Below are 21,693 nucleotides of genomic sequence, written 5' to 3' on the forward strand. Positions count from 1 at the left end.
AAAAATGCGTTAGGAGAGCCAATAATGAAATATTGGGTAGCAGCCCTGGCACTGGGTTCGATGGTTGGTTGTTCCACATTGGACCCTTACACAGGTGAAAGTAAGACCAGTAATGCCGCCAAGGGGGCTGGAATTGGAGCTGTAACTGGAGCGATCGTTGGTGTCGCTACTGCCAGTAAGAAAGACCGTGGTAAGGGAGCCTTGACTGGTGCCCTGGGTGGCGCGGCAATCGGTGGTGGCATTGGTTACTATATGGATCGTCAGGAAATGTTGTTGCGTCAGCGTCTGGAAGGTACTGGCGTACGTGTTGAGCGTGAAGGTGATAATATTCGCCTGATCATGCCGGGTAACATTACCTTCGGTACTAACCGCGCAGATATTCGTACAGATTTCTATGACACTCTGGAATCGGTCACTGTTGTATTGCAGGAGTTTGATAAAACTGCAATTCGAGTCAGCGGCCATACCGATAGCACTGGTTCAGATGTGTACAACCAGAGCTTGAGTGAACAGCGCGCTAATTCCGTTGCTGGCTTCTTCAGCGGTCAGGGCGTTTCTGCAGGTCGGGTGCAGGCGGTAGGTTACGGTGAGCGTTATCCTATTGCCAGCAATGACTCTGAAGCTGGACGTCAGGCCAATCGCCGAGTTGAGTTGGAACTACTGCCTTTATAACGATCAGGTCAGATAATTTCTACCTTTAGTCGTTCTTTTGTTGATAGTGCCCAGATTGTTCGGTTTGGGCACTACACCCCTTCATAAATTCCCTTTATTATTCTGCTCAATTTCTTAACTATTCCCTTAATCCGCTATTTGTTTGTCCCTGCAAAGAGTTTCCGGCTTTGATCCCTGGTTACTCAGCGGATGACGTATTGAGAGATAGCTTTCTCACTTATCCTCTTGCCATCTTCAGAATCTTTTCCGAACTGTTTTTGTAGTTGCCGCTCAAACCATTCTATTTAGATCAAGGCTCATCTTTGGATTTCCGTGTTGTCTTGTTTTCAGACTTATATAAATCTAACGACCCTAAGATTTAGCATTAGTTTGATTCTAGTATATTTTTAGAAAATTTTTTTTGAGCCAAACGATAGTGGTTGTCAGTTCTTTGATGTCTCAGTTTGTTCGACTGCTAAAAATTAGACGTGCCAACATTTTTATAGAGATTTTTTGCCAATCATATTTTCTACCTATGAAAAATTGATTTTGTGGCCATGTATGCAGAGATGGATTTTCTTACTTTTTAATTTTTAACGCATTGGCCGTCAAGTAAGCAGGAAAGTCCGAAAATTAAGTTGTCTAGTGTTGGGTTGGCGCTAATAATGATTTCTTAGTTTTATTATTTTTTGGATTTATATTTTTGATCAGCTTTTTATATTGGTACGCTTGTTCCAGTTGTGGTGGTGTGAGCCGTAAGTTTTTATTGTTTTTTCTGTTGCGGATGTTTTTAGGTGTTTAGTTGGTGGAATCAGTTTTGATTAGTACCCCCAGGCAAAGGATCGTATAAATACTTCTAATTCGAAGGGTATAGCGCCAGATTTTAGGGTTGTGTTAATAGTGGAGGTTGTTCCTTCCCTCATTCGCCACTTCGATTGGTAATTTAGTTGTTGGATGGATGTTTGTGTCTATCTCGTCGGAGAATTAACTCGATACATTGAGGTAGGTAAAGAATTCCATAAGTATTGTTTTTCATGGTTTCACTGCTGTAAATAGCTGATCTATACGCTGCAGAAATATAATAATGGTGATTGTGAACCTGACTGATTTTAAGAGGCGATAAAGTAAAATTTTGCAGGAAGCTTGTCCTTTTGGTTGGAAATGATGAGTCTTAAGATGTGGGCCTGTGATGATCGTCAAGCTTCATTACTTAAATGTTTTGTGAGATTCATATTGGGGCTGAGGGCTTCAAGCTCTTTTCATGAAGGTCTATGTCATTTTCAGTTCTTCACTAAAAGATTGTATCCATAAGATGGAAAGGCTATCTCTATAACTTTTGGTTGGTAATTAATAAGGGGTAGCGGTGATCTTGGCAGAAGGTGTTGGCTAAAAGTAGGTTCTGAGAAAAGTACACAATGAGTTCTTAACTTAAAGCCTTGACTCTCCTCTTAAGGGGAGAGTTTAGAATTTTAGTGGCTCAGGTAAAGATAGGGGTCTCACTTAACATGCGGTAGATGTAGTAGCTGCGCCTAATTGCTGAATCGATCGTAAAGTTATTGATTGAGTGGTTGGATGTTAGGGTTGGTAAATATTTCTTATCTTTAGGTTTTTATTGCAATTTTATTGCATTTAAATTTTTCTAGTAGGTTTTTATTCTTTTTTTGTTTGTAATTTGGAGTTTTTTTAATTTTGGGTGATTGTTTTACACCCAGTCCCGGCCTGTGGGGCGAGGTGGAAAAATTGAGGCAGTGTTGTGGGTCCTTAATTGGCATTTTATTTAGATTTGTCAAAAAAACAGTCTTCAATCATTTGCTGGTGTGCGTGCAAAAGGCGCCAAAATTTTTAGGGTTGAAAATACTATTTATCGTTGTATAAGCGAAATAATTATTGGTTCATCTGTACCAATTGAGGTTGTTAGTTTTATTGGTACAGCTTGTAAGTACAAGTGGGATGAAATTTGATCAGTTAAAAGGCCCCAAATTTTGGGTGACTGGTTATTCTTTAAGGTGATATCAATATTACTTTACAGAATATGCAAGGTTAGTACATCCTAACGCAAAGTCACTTAATTCCATCGAGTTATTTTGCCTTTTTACGCCAAGTTAGATTTGCGAGAAAACATAAAGAACCCTTCTGGGTTGATAAGTTAGTTGTAGGTGTTTGCCGTGAAAAGTAGTCTTCTATCGCCATACCAGGGCCTTAAAGAAAGTAAAAAGAGAACGATATCGATCATTATTTGTTCTGGTGCCCAGTGCCTGGATATCACAGGTCCAGCTGAGGTGTTTACGTTTGCTAATAAACAAATGGCCGATTTTGGGTATGGCGAAGATCAGCTGTATAAAATTGAATTTTTGGCTGCTAGCAAGGAGCCGAGGCAAGTAACTACTGGCCTGAAAGTACATCCAGATAAATGTTTCTACGAGGCTGATTCCATCCATACTCTTTTAGTTGGAGGTGGTACTGCGAAAAGTTGCCTTGATTTAACGGATGACAGTCTGTTTCTTGAGTGGTTGAAAGTTAAGGCAAAGGAAGTTGAGAGGATAGGGGTTAGCGGAAGTGGCACATTGGTACTTGCTAAGGCTGGAGTTTTATCAGGGCATCGGGCTACAACCCATGAAAAATATATCGGTGATCTAAAAAAATATAAAGATATTGAAGTAGATGACAAAGCGATTTTTGTGAGAGATAAGAAAATCTACAGTTCTGTAGGGCGAAGTGCAGGGATAGACTTGGCCTTGGCTATGGTTGAGGAGGACTTCGGTCGAAAACTGGCCCTTTTAGTTGCTCGGGAAATGATTTTGTACCTGAAGCGTGATGGTGATCAGAGTCAGTACAGTAGTTATTTACAGGCACAATTAAAAAATAATAGGTTCTCCCCGTTGTTGGAATGGATAAACCTAAACTTAGAGCAGTCTCTCAGTGTTGATTTTTTGGCTAAAAAACAAGCAATGAGCCCCCGAAATTTTTCTCGCTGCTTCACAAGCGAAATAGGTGTAACTCCGGCTCGGTATTTGGAGCAGGTTAGAGTTGAGAAGGCCTGTCAGTTAATATTGGAGGCAGGGATTAGTCAGGATGTAGTGGCAACCCAGTGTGGCTTTTCGTCGCAGGAACAAATGAGAAGGGCGTTTCTTCGGCAGAAAGGTATTCTTCCCAGTAAATACCGCAAACAGTTCGCTTGAAAATACTGGATTTCGTTGATTTTTGGCTTATCTTCGACATGGGAGGCGGCTTTTCAGGGTTTAAGCATGAATGCTCATGTATGTCTGAACCTCTGAGTTGATCAACATCTTCACTTTTAGTTAATATTTATATTTTGCAAGAATATAAATATGAAATACTTACTTTTGGCCAGTTTGCTATTTGCAGTTTCTGCAAGTGCTGAGATAGACCTTGATTACCTCAAGGTACCCGAGGGCTTTAAGCTCAGCTACTTTGCAGAAGATGTTGAGACGGCTCGTCAATTGGCACGTTCTGAGTCGGGTACAGTATTTTCTGGTTCTTTCAGCGCGAAAAAAGTTTATGCTTTCAAGGACACAGATAGTGATGGTGTAGCTGATCAGCGTTGGCTATTGATGGATGATTTAAAAGCGCCGACAGGTATTGCCTATAAAAATGGCGATTTATATGTGGCTGATGTCAATAAGATTATTCGCTTCCCCCAGATTGATAAAAATCTTGACAAACCGAAGTCTGAGGTTGTTTATGATCAGTTTCCAGCGGACAGGCATCATGGTTGGAAATTTTTGCGTTTTGATAGTGAAGGGCAGCTGATAGTGCCCGTCGGCGCACCCTGTAATATCTGTGATGCCAACGAAAATTACTCAAAAATATTTTCACTGGACTTGCAATCTAAGAAAACAAAAGTGATTGCAAATGGAGTGAGGAACTCCGTTGGCTTTGATTTTCATCCGCAAACCAATGAATTGTGGTTTTCAGACAATGGTCGGGACATGATGGGTGATGATATCCCACCCTGTGAAATCAATAAGGTAAGCTTTGCAGGAGAGCATTTTGGCTATCCTTATTTCCACGGTGACGATATTGCAGATCCGGAATTTGGTCAGGGTAAGAAGGCCGCTGATTATTCCAAGCCGGTATTAAATTTAGATGCCCATGTGGCGCCTCTTGGAATTCACTTTTATCGCGGTGGGCAGTTTCCCAAGGAATACCAACAGAACTTGTTGGTTGCTGAGCACGGGTCCTGGAATCGAAGCAAAAAATCAGGTTACCGAGTAATGATGGCGACAGTTAAAGATGGTGAGGTCACGGATTACAAGCCGCTGGTCACTGGTTTTATGCGGGATGAAACCACCTATGGGCGCCCTGTTGCATTTTTAGAAATGCCTGATGGCAGCGTATTAATTTCTGATGATTTTGCCCATAAAATCTATCGCTTAACCTATACCGGTATTTAAATGGCCGATTTTATAGCTATCAGGGCTGCTCATTGAGCAGCCCGTTTGGTTATCCACTGTATTGGTTTTCACGCTAGAGGAATTTCTGCCAAATTTCCTCACCTCTTAGCTATCCTTCAGACTCTGTAAAAAAGAGTAAGCCGATCCTAATTACTTGTGCTATGTCTACTGCGATAAGAGCATAAGTAAGGAGAGGGTTGTGACGCAAAAAATATCCTGTGAGACATTTTCCAAAATCGTGAGTGTTATTTTATATCTCCTAGTGAGTAGCACGGCGCATACGGCTGAGGACATAGCTTCGGCATCTACTGCTCATTTGGAATTACGTTTTGCCCAAGCTGAGGTTGTGGCGCAAGTAGAAATTATTGATGTTCACAGGGATGTGGATAGCGCACTGTCTGAGGAGGGAATTACAGCCATATCAGGCTATATCTACTCTGCCGTTCCCAGCCAGGTTTGGAAGGGGCCAATGGGTGGAGAGATCACCTTCCGCCTGGGATTTGAATCCTGCGATTTAAAGCTGGAGCAAGGTGAAAACTATCTGATTTTTGCGAATTTGGATAGCTACGGAAGGTTACACCTGAGGAGTTGTGAGGCGGTTATTGCTGAGTCAGACGCCACCGCGATACTTGCCCAACTTAATAAGTTTATTAAACAGGGCTAAGAAGTTACTTTCTTGCAGACCTGTTAGAACTATCAGTTGTAACTGGTTCTTTCTTTACAGCAATCCAACCTGCTACGAAGTGGCTCTCCCCCTTGAAGAACCCCAAAGGAGGGTTATTCTTATCAGTATTGGCGCGACCTTCTTTTACAGGCGCTGCATCTCATTAAGTTGCGCACCGTTGTAAACAGGCTGGAGTGTCAGGGTTTGGGATTGTTATCGAGAAAGTACACCGACCAGCACTGTGTAACCGGCTCGATTTTAATGATTAATGTCTTCTTTTGAGTTTGCCTGGGGTCGAGAGGTCCAGATATGAAGAAGTTACTGATTCCCCTGATCATTTTATTACTGATCATCGGTTATTTTATGTCGCGTAGCGGCGAGCATAAGGCTAAAGAAGCCTATAACTCGATGGAGCAGGAGCAGAAGAGTGAACAGATGAGGGGATCCTCTACCCCCTCTAGTGGAGGAAGTAGCGGTGGCTCAATGGCCCCAGCAGATACCTCGGATTCCCCTGATGGTATGGGCAATCCCGATTCCCAAATACCCCAGGACTCTGACTCAACCGATCCCGCTCCTCCGGGGTCTTCAGATAACGGGAGCTCACCTGACGCTACTATGTCTGGGTCCGACAATATGGGTGCAGATGGCAACATGAGCCCGGATGCTAATGATTCTAGCGCCATGCCAGACGCGAGCAATAACTCGGGCGGCGACCTAAATCAGCAAGCGGATAAGGTCGTAGATGATGCTACGAAGGAAGCCAATGATGCGGTAGAGGGCGCGACTAACGATATGGATGCCTCTGCCGATGGCACTGAAACAGATACAGAGGCAGATACCGGTCAGGATGAGGGAATGGAAAGTAATGATAACTGACCAATAGTAATGACTCAGCTACATCGAGCTAAGCGAAAAGCAGGGCCGCACAGAAGTGTGGCCCTGCCGCATTCTCAAAATATGATTGAGCATATCTGGCATCAGGGTGATCGAATACTCGAGGTTAGACCAGTTGGGAAGTTAACCGTTGAGGACTTCCAGTTGCTAGCCGCGCAAGTTGATCCGATCATCAGTAAGCGGGGACGTATAGAAGGGTTGCTAGTCAATGCGGGAGATTTTGCTGGCTGGGAGAGCTTCGTCGCAATGATCTCTCATTTTCGCTTTATTCGAGAGCATCAACGACATATCCGCCGGATAGCCGTGGTTACCGATAATCCTATCCTCCGCTTTATGCCCAACCTTGCCTGTCACTTCATCAGTGCTGAGGTGCGTCCCTTTCCCGAAGAGGAGTCCGCTCAAGCTCTGGAATGGTTACAAAAACCGGGTTAGCATCGCCTCCCTTTTTCAATGTTACCTGGAGGGCAGGTGAGTCCATCGTTGGCTATTGTCGCTGCGGCGCCAGAATATGTTTCCGCAGCGGAAGAACTATCCGCTCAGTTAGATTACCCCCTCCTTGGAGCTATTTCTCCTGCTGATGTGGTCGACTTTCCCCAAGTGTTGTGTCTCGGAGAGCAACTGCAGTTATGTGCGACCGGGCGCAAAGCAGCCGGGCCAGTATGGGTGGATTTTGTTGCTGGAACACTTGCTCATCGCCGCAAGTATGGCGGCGGTAAAGCTCAACCGGTAGCAAAAGCTGTTGGTCTACGTTCTGGTTTCCATCCCAAAGTCCTCGATGCCACCGCTGGTTTGGGTAGAGATGCTTTTGTTCTGGCGGCGCTGGGATGTGAGGTGCAGATGCTGGAGCGCAACCCGGTTGTTTTCCAATTGCTGAAAGATGGAATACGCCGGCTGCGACAGGCGTCTATCGGGGATGCTGAGTTGGCTGCGATTTCTGAGCGAATGAGCTTGGTGGATTGCTGTACGGCGGCGTCAGAGTGGCTCGCGCTGCAATCGGAGGAATCCATCCCTGTTATTTATCTGGATCCGATGTTCCCTGCGCGGGGGAAAGCTGCCAAGGTCAAAAAGGAAATGGCTGCCTTCCATCATTTGGTTGGGACTGATGAGGATGCGGATAGCTTATTGAGCCCTGCCTTGGCGGCCTGCTACTACCGCACAGTAGTTAAGCGCCCTAAGCTTGCCCCCTATTTGGCTGATCTGAAGCCCAACCTTTCCTTGGAGGGGAAATCCGGACGCTTCGATATCTACACCAAACATGGGGTTCCAGGCTAACTGCCACATACCGCTGCCCTAGCCGATTTCTCCTTGGGTGAAAGATGGTGTGGGCACCGACTTGCTATGAATTCTATGTTTCCATAAGTCCGTTACTAAAAGGGCGGCTTATGCCTTGGTAGAGGCACCTCTGTTATCCCATCTATCCCGCAGACTCCCACGATAGGCTTTGCTTCTTTGTACTGCCGCAAAAATATTGCACTCCAGGGAGGTCCCATCAGTGCGACCAAAAGGGAGCAGTGCATCGAGCACCCCGGATATTGCCAACAGAAAGATGTTTTCTGTGGCTGCTCTCGGGCTCCTAACTGCCGCAACGGTCGTTACCAGCTTGCGCACCCTGCCGATGATGGCGCAGGAAGAACTGACGATGTTTTTCTATATCGGCTTTGCGGCATTGTTGTTCTTGATTCCTGCAGGGCTCGTGTCGGCAGAACTTGGCAGCGCCTTTTCAGAGCGCACTGGGGGTGTCTATACCTGGGTTGGTGAAGCTTTTACCCCGAAGGTGGGTTTTGTCGCTATATGGTTGCAGTGGATCGAGTGCATTGTTTGGTATCCCACGGAGTTGGGTTTTGCCGCTGCGGCGGTGGCTTATGCGGTGGGCGATAATACCATCGCCCAGAATACCTATTATATCGGTGGGTTTTGTATTCTTGCTTATTTGCTAGCGACACTGATTGCCCTTACCGGAACCCGCTTTCTGGTAAAAGTGGCACAGTTTGGATTTCTGGTGGGTATCGTATTTCCCTGCTTGATTTTGATTATCCTGGCTGTTTGGTGGGTGGTGAGTGGTAATCCTATTGGCTGGGAGACCTTGACCGACCCGGAAGTAGCAGTGCGTCGGGATGGTTATGATCACCCGCGCTGGTTTCCCCATATTAACGGTTTGGGGGCGATTGCTTTTCTCGGGGGTATTTTACTTGCCTTTGCTGGGGTGGAAGCACAGGCCACGCATGTGTCGGAACTACGTGATACCCGTCGAGGATATCCAGCTGTAATCGCCATCGCCGCCGTTATTTCCATCCTGGTGTTCACTCTCGGCGCACTCTCTATTGCTGCAATTTTGCCCTATAAAGAGATATCTGTAGAAACTGGCTTATTTACAGCTTACGAAAGAGCTTTTGGGCAGCTACTTGGGATTCAATGGCCCGTGCAAGCACTTTCCTGGCTAATTGGCTATGGTGCACTAAGTGGTGCCTTGGCATGGTTGGCTGGACCCAGTCGAGGGCTACTGGCTACGGCCCAGGATGGGATGTTGCCGCCCTGGTTTCAGCGAGAAAACCGGGTGGGTGTACAAAAAAATATTCTCCTCGCACAGTTTGTAGTGGTAGCGGCAATCTCGTCCATTTATATTTTAATGGATAATGTATCTACAGCTTTTGTTTTAATTTCAGTGATGGCTATTAGCTTATATATCATTATGTACATAATGATGTTTGCTGCGGTTATTCGATTGCGGATCACGCAACCAGGCTTACCCAGAAGTTTTCGTATCCCGGGAGGGCTGCCAGGGGTTTGTATTGTTGCCGGAATAGGCTTAATTTCCGTTGTTTTTGCCTTGGTAGTTTCATTTTTCCCGCCAGAACAGCTCACGATAAAAAACCCTGTAACTTATGTTGCTCTCAACCTGGGTGGAATTGCTATAGCGATCACCGTTCCCTTGTTAATTTTCTATTTTCACAATCCCTCCTGGCGGGGGGAGGGTGGCCATCAACAGCAGTCATTTTCTGATATTGATGAGTGAGCCGGAGGTAGATAGTGAAAGAGCAATCTCCATTTGACAGGTTCTTTGACGAATACAATGAAGATATTCCAGAAAAGCACTTTCCCCGGTGTAGTATTTCAGCAGAGGCTGCCGAGGCTATTGTAACCAGTGAAACCTGGGCTGACGCAAAGCCTGCGATGAACTTATCTTCGTTTGTCACAACTTTTACTGAGTCAGAAGCATTTGAGGTCGCTAAGAAACATTATCTGAAGAACTATATTGATCACGACATGTATCCACAGCTGTTTGCGATGGAAGCGCGAATGGTTCGCTGGTTACACAACCTCTGGAATGGACCTGAGGGAGTAGAGCCATACGGCGCAGCGACCATAGGCTCGTCAGAGGCCTGCATGTTGGCTGGTTTGGCGCACAAGTGGAATTGGCGTAAGAAGAGGCAGCAAGCCGGCAAAGACGGCTCAAAACCTAACCTGGTTACCGGAGCCAATGTGCAGATCGTTTGGGACAAATTTATGCGCTACTTTGATGTGGAGCCGCGCATAGCACCGTTAAAGCCTGGTCATTACCGCTTTACCAGTGAACATCTGGATGAATTGGTCGATGAGAATACCATCGCTGTTGTCGCTATCGCCGGGCAAACCTTTACCGGTGAGGATGATGCATTTAGGGCGATTCAAAACTGGTTGGATAAGTATGAAGAGAGAACAGGAAACGATATCCCTATGCATATTGATGGGGCGTCGGGAGGATTTGTTAATCCATTTCTCTATCCGAATTACAAATGGGATTTTCGTTTGCCAAGAGTGAAATCTATCAATGCCTCCGGGCACAAGTTTGGCTTGGTGCCGCCGGGATTGGGGTGGATAATTTTTCGTGAAAGAGCAGTTTTTGATGAAGACTTGATGTTCTATGTTAATTACCTGGGTGGGGAGATGCCTACAGCCACATTGAACTTCAGCCGAAATGCATCGCCGGTTGCCTACCAGTATTACAACTTTATACGTCTAGGCTATGAGGGTTACAGGCAGATTATGCAGCACACCTTGGAAAATGCGCAGACTCTTCGTCAACTTCTGGTGGCCAGTGGGTACTTTGAAATAATGAATAAAACCCAGAGAATCCCGGTTGTTGCCATGACCCTGAATAAAAAATATAAGAATTTTAATGAATATGATATATCCAATAAAGTACGTGAGCGGGGATGGGTTCTTTCTGCCTATTCGATGCCGCCAAACGCTCAGTCTGTAAACTCTCTGAGAATTGTTGTTCGCCCTCATCTCAATCAGAATGCAATCAGTGGCCTTGCAAAGGATATTATCCATGCTTGCGATTGGCTGAGTGAGCATTGTGGTAATGCAACTCCGCCCAAGTTGCATGACCCGCAAAAAGTGGCCCCCAGTAAGTGTTAATTCTTACCGGACTTTAACGATCCTTGCATTCAATGACTGGATAGATAAGTGGGCTATTTTGGAATCTCCGAGGCATCTTTGACAACTCTAACATGCTGCATCATGCCCCCATCCTCATGATAAAGTAAGTGGCAATGCAGAGGATACTTCCCGGTAAAATCCTTGAAACGAGTACGGAATTTGACGTGCCCATGAGGAGGTACTTGAAAGGTGTCGCACCAAAACGGTAGTTTGAGTGTGTGGTGCATGGGGTCTTCTCCAACCACCTCGATAACATAATACGGATTAACATGAATATGGATTGGGTGGGGGAATTCACTTTCATTGACCAAGGTCCACTCCTCTACTGCATCAAGCTCTACGTAATGATTAACCACTTCACACCCTTCGAATGGTGAATGGTCAATACTGACATTCAGCCCGCGATAATATTTTTGGGGGTCATCAAGCGTGTTGGCCTGGAAAGTGAGTCGACGTGTATTGGTGATCTCATCATCTGTAATAGGTTTCAGTAAGTCCACTTTAAAACTGCTGGGGAAGGGTGGGGGTGCACATCGGGCGGGTGGTTTGCTGGGGGCATAGATTGCCGTTCCGATTTCCTCTCCCTGGGCAATGGCGATAACAAAAAGTGGACTGTTGTTATGGTACTTATAATGCGGCATTTGTTGGAACTCAATCGCATTATTGTAAATGTAAAAATGAGCTCCCGGAGTGGCGGCTTCACTGATTTTTAAGAAAAGGGAGGCTCGATTAGCGGGGCCCAGGCTTACTCCGTCTTGTAGGCGATAGTCATCAGTAGGGTTTCCATCAAACCCGTAGATGTACATTTGCGCGAACCAAGGGCAATCGATATCTATCGATGTCCTGGTGGTAGCATTGAGAAGTCTCAGATTGAGAAGCTCACCCACCGTTGCATGAATGATAGGGCAGTATTGTCCGTTAACGGTAATACAGTATTCACTATCTGGGAACTTAGCGACCTGGTGTTGATCCTCTACTTTTCCGTGCTCATCTACGGCAATATTCTGGAAGACAAGAATATGTTCCTTAACTCCCATTGCCTCAAGTTCATCGTCAAATTCATCCCTTACGATTAGGGCACCTGCCATCCCGCTGCCGACTTGTATAGCGACAGAGCCGTGCTTATGGGGGTGGTACCAGTAGAGTCCTGGGGGTTGGTTCTTGGGAATGTCGTATTCGTAGGTATAACTTTCCCCTGGTTTGATCTTCATGCAGACATTGTCGGCCGGAGATTCTGGGGAGACGTGGAGCCCGTGAGTATGTAAGTTGTAGGTATTGAACTCATGGGGGAAGTTTATTGTAGCGGGTGTATTGAGGGGGTCTTCCTCTGGCAGCAGGTTGTTTGTCTGGATAGTAAGGTGGCTATCAGCGCGAATTTCAATGGTAGGGCCTGTCAGTGTGAAACCTGCTTCTTGAGTGATTGATGATGAAAATACACGGGTCCAGGTTGGTGTGTTATGGGTTTTGTAAAAACTGAAAATGTTATTCTTTTCGTACTGTACATCAAGTTTAAGTTCTAGTTTTCTATTTTTTTTATCCATTGAGTAAGCGGGTGGATTTTTTATTGGTTCTAGAAAGGAAATATGCTCTCTATTGCTCACTGTTAACTCCGGGGACTTTGTGGGAAGCGAGATTGGTAAGAGGTACTTTATGAACGAATATCAGTTTAGATTCTAAGGCGAGATTATTTGTGGAATTGCTCGCCATATAATCGTTAATTGAGAGGTAAGTTAGGGTGGCAATAATCCTTCTGCAAAATTCATAATAATTCTCGCGACTTTGTTGGGGTGTGCCTGAGCAATAAAGTGCCCACCTGGAATATCAATGACATTGAGGTTGAGGTATATCGCAGATATATCGATGACAGCTTTTTTACTCACAAGTCGATCTCTATCCGGGCGGATATAGACGGCAGGGATTTCCAATTTTTGGGATGGTTTGGAGATAGAGGCGATATTATGAAGCCTTTGCTTTAGTTTGCCTCTGTTGGTATTTAGTAGGGCGTTATAGGTGCTGTCAATGAGTATGTCACTGCCTTTGCCATTGAAACCAAAGAAATTTAGTGTGATTTTGGTTAAAGATGGGCAGTCTATAAGCGAGATTGGAGCTAGTTGTGCCGCCTTGGATAGCAGCGAAGGAGAGCTTATAAAGCTAGCTATAAAGGTAATGCCTAAAATTTTCTCGGGAGCTAAAAGGGATAGCTCATATGCAACTCTTCCTGAATAGGATTCAGCAATAATGTAAGTCTTCTCATTGAGATAGCTCTTGGCGATTGATTGAGCTTGAGCCAGGTAACTATCCCCTGGGAGCTTGGAAAGGCAGATGGTTTCGGTTGTCCATTGTTTTGGCAGTGCCTTAATCAAACCTGAAAACAGTGTTCCTGTTCCATCAAGTCCTGGTAGAAGTAAAACTTTCAATTCCGAATATCCTGCTGGAATTTCCTATTAATTGAATATTAACATGCTTATGTTTGGTGTTTATCTATATATGACATTTAGTCAGGGTAATTCTTCTTGATGTTTGTACGGGACAAGCAATCTGGTAGTGCCGAAAGGTGAAGTTTTCTATCGTGAGAGGCGGTTTAAGTTGCTGTGAAAGCTGTTGGGTCTGCATGTTTTAGATAAAAATAATTTCTTTGATTTGGGCTTGTAAATATATTTAATTATTCTAATGGATATTTATTTATACTAATACGTTATTTCTAGTTATATCGATAACGAAAACAGAATTGCTAGGCCAATAAGTTGTCTAGGTGGGTAAGTATTAGTGTTCGTTAGTGTAACTTAATGACAGGCCTAAACGTAACTAGAAAGTTAATTGAAAGTCATTTGGTCAAAGGGAATATGGCTCCCCAAAGTGTTATCGAGCTTAAAATTGACCAAGTCCTCAGTGAGGATGCCACCGGCACGTTAGTGATGTTGGAGCTAGAAGCTTTGGGGGCGAGGCAGGTGAAAGCAGAAATCTGTGCTCAGTATGTGGATCACAATGTATTGAGGGCAGACCATAAGAATGGCGATGACCATGTGTTCCTGCAAAGTTCCTGTCGAAACTACGGGATATGGTACTCGCGACCAGGAAATGGTATTAGTCATCCTGTCCATATGGCTTGTTTTGGTATCCCCGGTAAAACCCTTTTGGGTGGGGATAGCCACTCATGTGCTGCGGGCTCGTTAGGTATGTTAGGAATAGGAGCCGGAGGAATTGAGGTTGCGCTTGCAATGATGGGATTTCCGCTTTCTCTGGTAATGCCAACTATTTTGGGGGTGCGTTTAGAGGGGGAGCTACAGCCATGGGTAAGCGCTAAAGATGTTATTTTGGAGCTTGTACGTAGATATACATTGAGAGGTTGCTGGAACAAGATTGTTGAATATCACGGCCCTGGATTGGCAAACCTTACAGCAATGGATCGTCACGTAATCGCCAATATGGGGCAGGAAATGGGGGCCGTAACAAGTGTCTTTCCTGCTGATGATCAAGTGAGGCTTTTCTTGCGGCAGCAGTCGCGCGAGAACGACTTTGTCGAGTTGCTTGCCGATAAGGATGCAACCTATGATGAGGTTGCAACTTTAGATCTATCGAAAATTGAACCAATGATCGCTTGCCCCTCGCGGCCGGATAAGGTTGTTAAAGTTCGTGAAGTTGAGGGTAGGCCAGTTTCTCAGAGCTATATCGGCTCTTCGGCTAACCCTGGGTTGCGTGATTTTTCTATTCCCGCCCGGATGGTAAATGGTCTCTTTGTACCGCACGAGATTTCTTTAGATATTAATCCCGCGTCGCGCCAACTACTTCATGAGCTGACTCATAATGGTGACCTTGAAAAACTACTTGGTGCAGGGGCTTACTTGCATGAAACCGGCTGTGGTGGCTGTATCGGTGTGGGGCAAGCCCCAGCTAGCGGGCACAATAGTCTTAGAACTGTGCCGAGAAATTTCCCTGGGCGTTCGGGAACTAAAGAAGATAGCGTCTATTTATGCAGCCCAGAGACTGCGACGGCCAGCGCCCTGAAAGGAAAAATAACTGACCCCAGAAATTTAGACATGGATTATCCGGTATTTGAAGAGCCTGAACATCTAATGGATATGCGATCACTATTGGAGCCACCGCAGGAAATACCAGTGAAAGTTGAGGTGAGAAAGGGCCCCAACATCAAGCCTTTGCCAGTTCTGGAAAAAATGTTAAGTGTGATCGAAGGCCCAGCTCTTTTAAAGCTGGAGGATAATGTCTCAACCGATGATATTATTCCCGGAGGTGCGGATGCTTTGCCTTATTGGTCAAATGTCCCAGAGTTAAGCCGCTTTGCTTTTTCAAATGTAGATGAATCTTTTTATCAGCGGGCTTTGAGCACCAAGGAGGATATATTTCTTATTGCCGGCAACAGTTTAGGTCATGGGTCGAGCCGGGAGCATGCCTCAATTACACTGCGATACTTGGGAGTGCGCTGCGTCATAGCCAAAAGTGTAGCTGGACTCTATCGCAAGAATCTTATTGACCACGGAATTCTCATTTTAACATTTTGTAATCCAAGCGATTTTGACGCCTTTAGTAAAGATGATCAACTTCAATTTTATGATCTCTCAAGCTGTACAGGGGGTAACAAGATACTAGAGCTGAGAAATGTGACTAAAGGTATTAAGATTTGGTTGGAAAATGACCTTTCTCAAGAAGAAATTGAAATAATTAAATTTGGAGGCCGCATCAACTATATTAAGGGGTTGTTTAGCCGGTCTCTGGAAGAAATGGGTTCTTATTAAAAGTACGTGCGTGAATTAAAATATAGTTTGGCTTGTAATGAAGTTATATTTACAGCATGCGATTGGGGAATGTTGTTCTAGATTGGCAGTTTGAGCTAAGCTGATGGTCTGGTTTGAGTGTGCGGGCTTGATTGCTATTAAAAATGTATCTTAGGCTTTATCTCCAATTTATATTCTTTTACATTTTGCTAGGTCGGTGTATGCTAATTGTTGTATGTATTGACTGAAGATGAAGAGAGAGTATGAAGTAGAGGTAAACCTTGAAGGTCGGTTAAATACCTGTAAGTTAGTTATGGTTTTGCTTAAAATTGCGATACTCTTTTTGTGTGTGATTTAGATGGTGATCATCAGTTTTGGGATAGGATAAGATTTGGGTGCCTGATTTCATAGTTTTGGCTGGAATAATCAACAGTGTTAGGGGATGGTTGGCAAAGGTTGTGAGTAAATAAATCTAAATCTGAATTGTACAGCTGGGGATGCTGCAGTAGTGAAAGGTTGGTTTAATACTGTAAGCTAATGAATTAACGTGCGGAAATAGATTTTACCAAAGGATTGCATAGCCTTTGGGGTTTGATATAGTTAGATTTAGCTAGTGAAAGGTGCATTTTGTTGTACCTCGGGCAGGGTTGGAAAAATTGTGGAACGTGTTGGTTCAATAAACGATGAGCTGAATACCCCCCCCACTTTACCATGCCTAATAAAGAATTGTGTAGATATGGAGCGCTATACGTGACAGATGAGGAGTTAATAACATTTATAGGTAAGAGTGTTGTTAATAATTGGGAGTATATCGCAGGTATTTATTTTGCATTGCTAAGCGGTGGGGTTGCGCTATCCTGGATGATTTCCAATCTAATACATAAAAAAGAGATCAAAGTCCTACAGTTAGAAATTGCTCATCAAAAGGAAAGGTTTTCTCAGTTTGAGTCAATCATGGAGCAGAGGATAGCATCCATCCGATCAGAGGCTGAAATGCTACAAAATAGGTTGAGCTTCATAAGTCCGGCAGTTCCTGCAGCAATTCCATTGGATGATCCTCTTGCTAATTTGGATCGAAGTGTTAGTCTTGAAATTGACTGTTCAGTTGCCGCGCAAGATCACGATATTGATTATCTTGATTTCCCTGCATCTATGGATAAAGCAGCGCCTTTGAGCCAGGGTTCTGTGAGTGATCCTATTCCTGTAGATAATCCCGTATCCATTCCCTTGCCGCAGAAAGGTTCTACCCCTTTGAGTGAGCCACCTCCGGTCAAGAAGAGTTTTAACTACCTGAAGAATAAGAGTTCTTCTGGGAATAAAATGTTATCCCTGATAGAGAAGGTTGATTCTGTAAATAAAATAATCAGGGAAATAAAGTTACCCAACTAGATATTATTGTTTTATCTTAATGGTGATTGTTTTGAGCTTTGGTTGGAAATATGCAATTGAGTAATGAAGCCTGTTTTCCTCGAATTTAGTGTAGTCAGCTTTTCTATGTGCGTGAGATACGCGCGAGATCTATAGCTGGAACAGCTTGCTAGATAGTTCTATGCCGTATGGCTAGATTCATCAGTCTCTATCATTGGTTTGGAGGGGCGATCTTAAGAGGTTAAACTCTAGGTGTCCTCTCCAAGTGGTACCGTTATTAAACAGATATATTTATGCGTTTCGAACGTTTTGCTGAAATTATTTCATAACTAATGAAATTTTAAGGGTGCAGTAAGAAACAACCGCAGTATGATACTGTTTCTATTTCTTATGTACTTTTTCAAGTCAGCGTATGCTGATTAGTCTCCAGTACCAGTTGGGTCTATGTAACCTACTATTCATCCTGGTGACTTTTTGTGGGTAGATGAGACGAGCTATGGGCCAACTTTATTTTCCTTCAATAAGCAGGTTGCTCAATGGGAGAGCCCTTCCAGAGGATATGTTTGATCCTACCCATCGACAACGGACACACTACTAAGTGACTAGTTGTTCATAAGACGCCTCAGGGTTTAGGAGAGAGCCATTGGCGCTGTGCAGGCGATTTCGATTGTAGTCTAGCTCCATATACTCAAATACGGTTTCTCTCATGGGGCACCTTGTGGGAAAATGGTTACCATGAATTGCTTCTACTTTAAGTGAGCTGAAGACAGGTTGCGGCTGGCCACCTTGAGCCAGGTACAGCTAGCCAGCTATTTTGCTAGTTACTCAGATATTCTCTCTCTGTGTGAGGAAACCAAACGAAGAATTGGGAAAAATTTTGATCTCAAGGCCTTCCATGAGGAGTTTCTAAGTTTTGGTAATGCGCCAGTGCCAATTATCCGAGAGTTAATGCTGGCAAGATTACAGGAAGAAAATCAAGATCAAAGGCAGAACCTAGTGCGTAATAAGGTACAAGTAATCTACAAACTATCAGTCGCGAAAATCGTCAAAGGAATCCTGCGGCTCCCAATAGAAAGTGCCTAATAAAAGGTCGAATAGCGGAAAAGTTAAATTGAAATTATTAATTTTCATTAGTTTACGGTGATGGTGAATTCTGTGTAAGTGGGCTAACTCACGAAATACTGGCACTTTATGAAACCAGTGACTCTTGGGTTGGTGATAACCGATATGCATTAGCTCATAAGCCAGGTGATTTAATATCATGGTTGCCGCTGTGATATATCCCATATTACCTGAAGCCACCCAGGATAGAAAAAAACCACAAAGTGGAGCCAGAAAAAAAGTGATAACAGCTGTTAGATAGATTGGAAACAGCACTATACGCCAATCACGAGTTGATTCAAAAGACAGCAATGGTGCAGAAAAGAAACTGTGGTGATCGCCAGTATGCCTCTTGTAAAACAGTTTGGTAAATCTCAACTTATTATGCCCAGACCAGCGATGGGCGGCATACTCTACAGCGTTGTAAGCAAGAATTCCCAGTGGAATTATTAGCAGTTCATGCGCCCTCAGCTCACTTATTTGAAAAATACAGTAAATAGCACCGATTAGGCTGATCAGTAGAATACTCCCTAAATGGAGCCAGCCACTATAGCGGCTATGGGCATAGGCTCTATATTGCTCTCTGAAAGCCGCCGTATCATGCATGTTCGACATATTTCACCTGACTTTTTATAGTATTTACGGTTTTTCATGCTGTTGACGATAAATATAATTAGGGACATTATGTATCGTCTAATAAATAATTATTAAATGCATTATTCATCAGGTTGATAATGTCTACGCATCTTAGATCACTGGATTTAAATCTGCTTCCCGTTTTTGAAGCACTTATGATTGAACGAAACCTGACCAGAGCCGCAGTGAAACTGCATATGAGCCAACCGGCCGTCAGTGCTGCCCTCAAGCGGTTGAGAGCTACTTATGAAGATGAGCTTTTTATACGGACCGCTAAGGGATTGCGCCCCACTGAACGCGCACTGGTACTGCACCCCTCTATTCACCAGGCACTCAACACCGTCCGTTCAGGCTTCCAGCAAATGTCTTTTGATTACCGGAAAGCAGAGCAGGAATTCTCCATCGTTATGCCCGATGTGGTGGAAACTCTGATGATCCCCGGCTTCTGCAAATGGCTTCGAGAATTTGCACCCGGCATAAGGCTTACTGTACTCCCCGATGAGTCAGAAATGACAGCCAGAATGGTGAGTAATGGGGAAGTAGACCTAATCATTGACTACCTACCTGTCAATTCCCCCAGCTATGTTAACCAGCCTATCGCAGAAGAAGAGCTTGTGATTATTGTCAGCAAACATAATAAAAATGTGGGTGAGACAATCAGTGAAAAAAAATTCCAATCGCTGCCACAAGTATCCCTATTAAGAGGAAACCCTATGGGCTCTCCAATGGAAAGGCTAGCCAGGCCCAGAAAGTTACAGCGTAATATTTGTTTGCGAGTCCCACACCTCTCGTCTTTCCCCTATGTGGTTTGCACAACCGATTTAATTGGCGTTGTACCAGCAAGAATGATGATTTCAAGCTATTATAAAGAGCTTCCCATACGTATGCTCAAGCTGCCAATGGCATTTCCAAAGGTAGTACTTCAGCTCACCTGGCATAAGTCGCAGACAACAAATCCAGCTCATCGCTGGCTAAGGGAAAAGATTTTGGAGCTTTATCCGAGTTTATAAATGCCGTGTAATACGAGTGCCCTTTGATATTTATGGCTCCCTTTTTTAGTACGGATGTGCTGAAAATAGAGTAATCCTTTTCGAACGTTCTGATAAGGATAATGTCCCACCTAATGAAAGCTAGAGGCTGATTTTTTAGTTTTCAGAGGTTCTGTTATTTCTGAGTGATCAGTTGTAAGTGGTGCGTTGCCCTGGGAAAGGAGTTTAGGGAATGAGTGGGTTTAGTTTTAAGGGTGCGGTAAGAAACAACCGCAGTGCAATATTGTTTCTATTTCTTATGTACTTTTTCAAGTCAGCGTATGCCGATTGGTCTCCAGTACCAAGTGGGTCTATGGAGCCTACTATTCATCCTGGTGATTTTTTGTGGGTAGATAAGACGAGCTATGGGCCAACTTTATTTTTCTTCAATAAGCAGGTTGCTCAATGGGGGAATCCTTCCAGAGGAGATGTTATTACCTTTTTGCCACCTCACACTGATCAACTATATGTGAAGCGTGTAATAGGCGTCCCTGGTGATAGCTTACGTATTGAAGGGGCGAATGTGTTTGTTAATGGAGCTCAGCTTGAGTATCACCTGGAAAGTGGGGTGGGCTCGGACATCCTGGGTAGGGAAGTCATTGATGGCAGGGAGCATCGGTTCAAGCTTAGTGGTAATAAGACATTGCCATACATTGGGAAGACTATTGAGATCCCTGAAGGTAAGTACTTTGTCATGGGAGATCATCGCAACGATAGCTTGGATTCGAGATATTGGGGCTTGGTTGACCGTGATAGGGTTATGGGCAAAGTTACATCTTTAGCGTTTTCCTTCTCTAAGGAAAGAGATTTCTTTAGTAGTGTGGCGATGCCTCTCAAGTAGGTAGTCAATGATATTTCTTTAAATGGGTGCAGCTGTTCACTGGTAATACTTGTGCTACCAGAGAATAGAGGGAGGGATAAGTGCTCCTCCTTCCCGGTTAAGGATTGCAATAGCAGGGAGTTGCTAACATGAAAGTGATTGATGTTTGGGCCCAGCATCCTACAGAGCGTTTTCTTGCTGAACCTTTCTTTGATACTTTGAGGCGTTGGATGGGGCAGGATTTTAAAGAAGTGCCCCTTGAGTGGACCCTGTCAGCTATGGATATGGCAGATGTGTCCAAGGCATTGATTTCTGCTTGGCATGGGCCGAGCGGGGCCTTGATTAGCAATGATGAAGTACTGGATCTTACTTTAACTCATCCTGACAGGTTTTGCGGTCTGGCATCAGTGGACTTGCGAAAGCCAGTAGAGGCTGTGCAAACCCTGCGCAAGTACGTTTTGGAGCATGACTTTAAAGGGCTGCGCATTGTGCAGTGGCTCTGGGAGTTGCCTTGTACTCACCCTTTGTATTATCCGCTATATGCGGCTTGTGTTGAGCTGGATGTACCAGTTTGTTTGCAAGTGGGTCTTACCGGGCCGTTGCGCAGCTCTGATTCTGGCCGTCCTGTTCATATTGAGCGGATTGCTCTTGATTTTCCGGACCTAAAGATTGTCTGCGGCCATATTGGGTACCCTTGGCACAATGAAATGATCGCTTTTGCGACCAAGTTTCCCAATATCTACATAGATACTTCTGCTTATAAGCCAAAAAGATACCCCCGCGAGCTGGTTTCATTTATCAAGTCCCACGGTAAGAATAAGGTGATGTTCGGGACTAATTATCCCATGCTGACACCAGAGATGTGCTTAAAGGAAATGCACCTTCTGGAGTTGGATGATGAGGTTGCGGAACTCTTCTTGTATAAAAATGCAGAGAGAGTGTTTAAGCTTTGATCGGCTGTTTG

General features: G+C 44.3%; 19 protein-coding genes. 15 read left to right on the top strand and 4 right to left on the bottom strand.

All coding sequences use genetic code 11. The features are described from left to right. Positions 1-24: 24 nt before the first annotated feature. The 9 genes from ACJJII_RS16215 to gad all read left to right on the top strand — a co-directional run bounded on the left by ACJJII_RS16215 (position 25) and on the right by gad (position 11,025). A complete protein-coding gene (locus tag ACJJII_RS16215) occupies positions 25-672 on the top strand; it encodes a YiaD family glycine zipper/OmpA-like lipoprotein (RefSeq protein WP_413665482.1) in 648 nt (215 codons plus the stop codon). Between the two features lie 2,144 nt (positions 673-2,816). Next, positions 2,817-3,830 (top strand): GlxA family transcriptional regulator, encoded by a 1,014-nt coding sequence (locus ACJJII_RS16220; protein WP_444905544.1) that lies wholly within the window; start codon positions 2,817-2,819, stop codon positions 3,828-3,830. Positions 3,831-3,980: 150 nt separating this feature from the next. After that, a complete protein-coding gene (locus ACJJII_RS16225) occupies positions 3,981-5,066 on the top strand; it encodes a PQQ-dependent sugar dehydrogenase (RefSeq protein ID WP_444916934.1) in 1,086 nt (361 codons plus the stop codon). 199 nt (positions 5,067-5,265) lie between these two features. Then, positions 5,266-5,730 (top strand): netrin-like domain-containing protein, encoded by a 465-nt coding sequence (locus tag ACJJII_RS16230; protein WP_444916935.1) that lies wholly within the window; start codon positions 5,266-5,268, stop codon positions 5,728-5,730. A gap of 309 nt (positions 5,731-6,039) precedes the next feature. Next, positions 6,040-6,606, top strand: coding sequence for a hypothetical protein (locus ACJJII_RS16235; RefSeq protein ID WP_444916936.1), 567 nt, complete (start codon positions 6,040-6,042; stop codon positions 6,604-6,606). Positions 6,607-6,687: 81 nt separating this feature from the next. Next, entirely contained in the window at positions 6,688-7,056 is a 369-nt protein-coding gene (locus ACJJII_RS16240; RefSeq protein WP_413665487.1) for a SpoIIAA family protein, read from the top strand. Positions 7,057-7,092: 36 nt separating this feature from the next. Beyond that, positions 7,093-7,896 (top strand): class I SAM-dependent methyltransferase, encoded by an 804-nt coding sequence (locus ACJJII_RS16245; RefSeq protein ID WP_444916937.1) that lies wholly within the window; start codon positions 7,093-7,095, stop codon positions 7,894-7,896. Between the two features lie 220 nt (positions 7,897-8,116). Further along, the gene (locus ACJJII_RS16250; protein ID WP_444916938.1) at positions 8,117-9,637 is read left to right on the top strand and encodes an amino acid permease; all 1,521 of its coding nucleotides are present in this window, start codon (positions 8,117-8,119) and stop codon (positions 9,635-9,637) included. 14 nt (positions 9,638-9,651) lie between these two features. After that, the gene (gene gad / locus ACJJII_RS16255) at positions 9,652-11,025 is read left to right on the top strand and encodes a glutamate decarboxylase (protein ID WP_444897583.1); all 1,374 of its coding nucleotides are present in this window, start codon (positions 9,652-9,654) and stop codon (positions 11,023-11,025) included. A gap of 53 nt (positions 11,026-11,078) precedes the next feature. On the opposite strand, the gene ACJJII_RS16260 is transcribed toward gad, so the two are convergent. Continuing rightward, on the bottom strand, positions 11,079-12,647 hold the full coding sequence (locus ACJJII_RS16260) for a multicopper oxidase family protein (protein ID WP_444916939.1): 1,569 nt from the start codon (positions 12,645-12,647) through the stop codon (positions 11,079-11,081). A gap of 129 nt (positions 12,648-12,776) precedes the next feature. Next, the gene (locus ACJJII_RS16265; RefSeq protein WP_444916940.1) at positions 12,777-13,463 is read right to left on the bottom strand and encodes an alpha/beta fold hydrolase; all 687 of its coding nucleotides are present in this window, start codon (positions 13,461-13,463) and stop codon (positions 12,777-12,779) included. A 369-nt stretch (positions 13,464-13,832) separates the two neighbouring features. On the opposite strand from ACJJII_RS16265, the gene ACJJII_RS16270 reads away from it, so the two are divergent. Both ACJJII_RS16270 and ACJJII_RS16275 read left to right on the top strand, forming a co-directional pair. Then, positions 13,833-15,797, top strand: coding sequence for an aconitate hydratase (locus ACJJII_RS16270; RefSeq protein ID WP_444916941.1), 1,965 nt, complete (start codon positions 13,833-13,835; stop codon positions 15,795-15,797). A 729-nt stretch (positions 15,798-16,526) separates the two neighbouring features. After that, the gene (locus tag ACJJII_RS16275) at positions 16,527-17,165 is read left to right on the top strand and encodes a hypothetical protein (protein ID WP_444916942.1); all 639 of its coding nucleotides are present in this window, start codon (positions 16,527-16,529) and stop codon (positions 17,163-17,165) included. Positions 17,166-17,738: 573 nt separating this feature from the next. Here ACJJII_RS16275 and ACJJII_RS16280 read toward each other — a convergent pair. Further along, positions 17,739-17,945, bottom strand: a complete 207-nt coding sequence (locus ACJJII_RS16280; protein ID WP_444919280.1) for an IS3 family transposase — start codon at positions 17,943-17,945, stop codon at positions 17,739-17,741. Between ACJJII_RS16280 and ACJJII_RS16285 the strand changes: the two genes are divergently transcribed. After that, on the top strand, positions 17,931-18,227 hold the full coding sequence (locus tag ACJJII_RS16285; protein WP_444916943.1) for a DUF885 family protein: 297 nt from the start codon (positions 17,931-17,933) through the stop codon (positions 18,225-18,227). The genes ACJJII_RS16280 and ACJJII_RS16285 overlap by 15 nt on opposite strands. Here ACJJII_RS16285 and ACJJII_RS16290 read toward each other — a convergent pair. Further along, a complete protein-coding gene (locus ACJJII_RS16290; RefSeq protein WP_444919297.1) occupies positions 18,174-18,860 on the bottom strand; it encodes a sterol desaturase family protein in 687 nt (228 codons plus the stop codon). The two genes, ACJJII_RS16285 and ACJJII_RS16290, sit on opposite strands and share 54 nt — an antisense overlap. Positions 18,861-18,979: 119 nt before the next feature. Between ACJJII_RS16290 and ACJJII_RS16295 the strand changes: the two genes are divergently transcribed. The 3 genes from ACJJII_RS16295 to ACJJII_RS16305 all read left to right on the top strand — a co-directional run bounded on the left by ACJJII_RS16295 (position 18,980) and on the right by ACJJII_RS16305 (position 21,682). Next, complete coding sequence (locus tag ACJJII_RS16295; protein ID WP_444916944.1) at positions 18,980-19,891, top strand: LysR substrate-binding domain-containing protein; 912 nt, start codon at positions 18,980-18,982, stop codon at positions 19,889-19,891. Positions 19,892-20,102: 211 nt separating this feature from the next. Next, positions 20,103-20,750, top strand: coding sequence for a signal peptidase I (gene lepB / locus ACJJII_RS16300; RefSeq protein ID WP_444916945.1), 648 nt, complete (start codon positions 20,103-20,105; stop codon positions 20,748-20,750). A 128-nt stretch (positions 20,751-20,878) separates the two neighbouring features. Beyond that, positions 20,879-21,682 (top strand): amidohydrolase family protein, encoded by an 804-nt coding sequence (locus ACJJII_RS16305; protein ID WP_444916946.1) that lies wholly within the window; start codon positions 20,879-20,881, stop codon positions 21,680-21,682. Positions 21,683-21,693: the final 11 nt, after the last annotated feature.

The organism is Microbulbifer maximicatervae (SeqCode) (assembly GCF_052467825.1).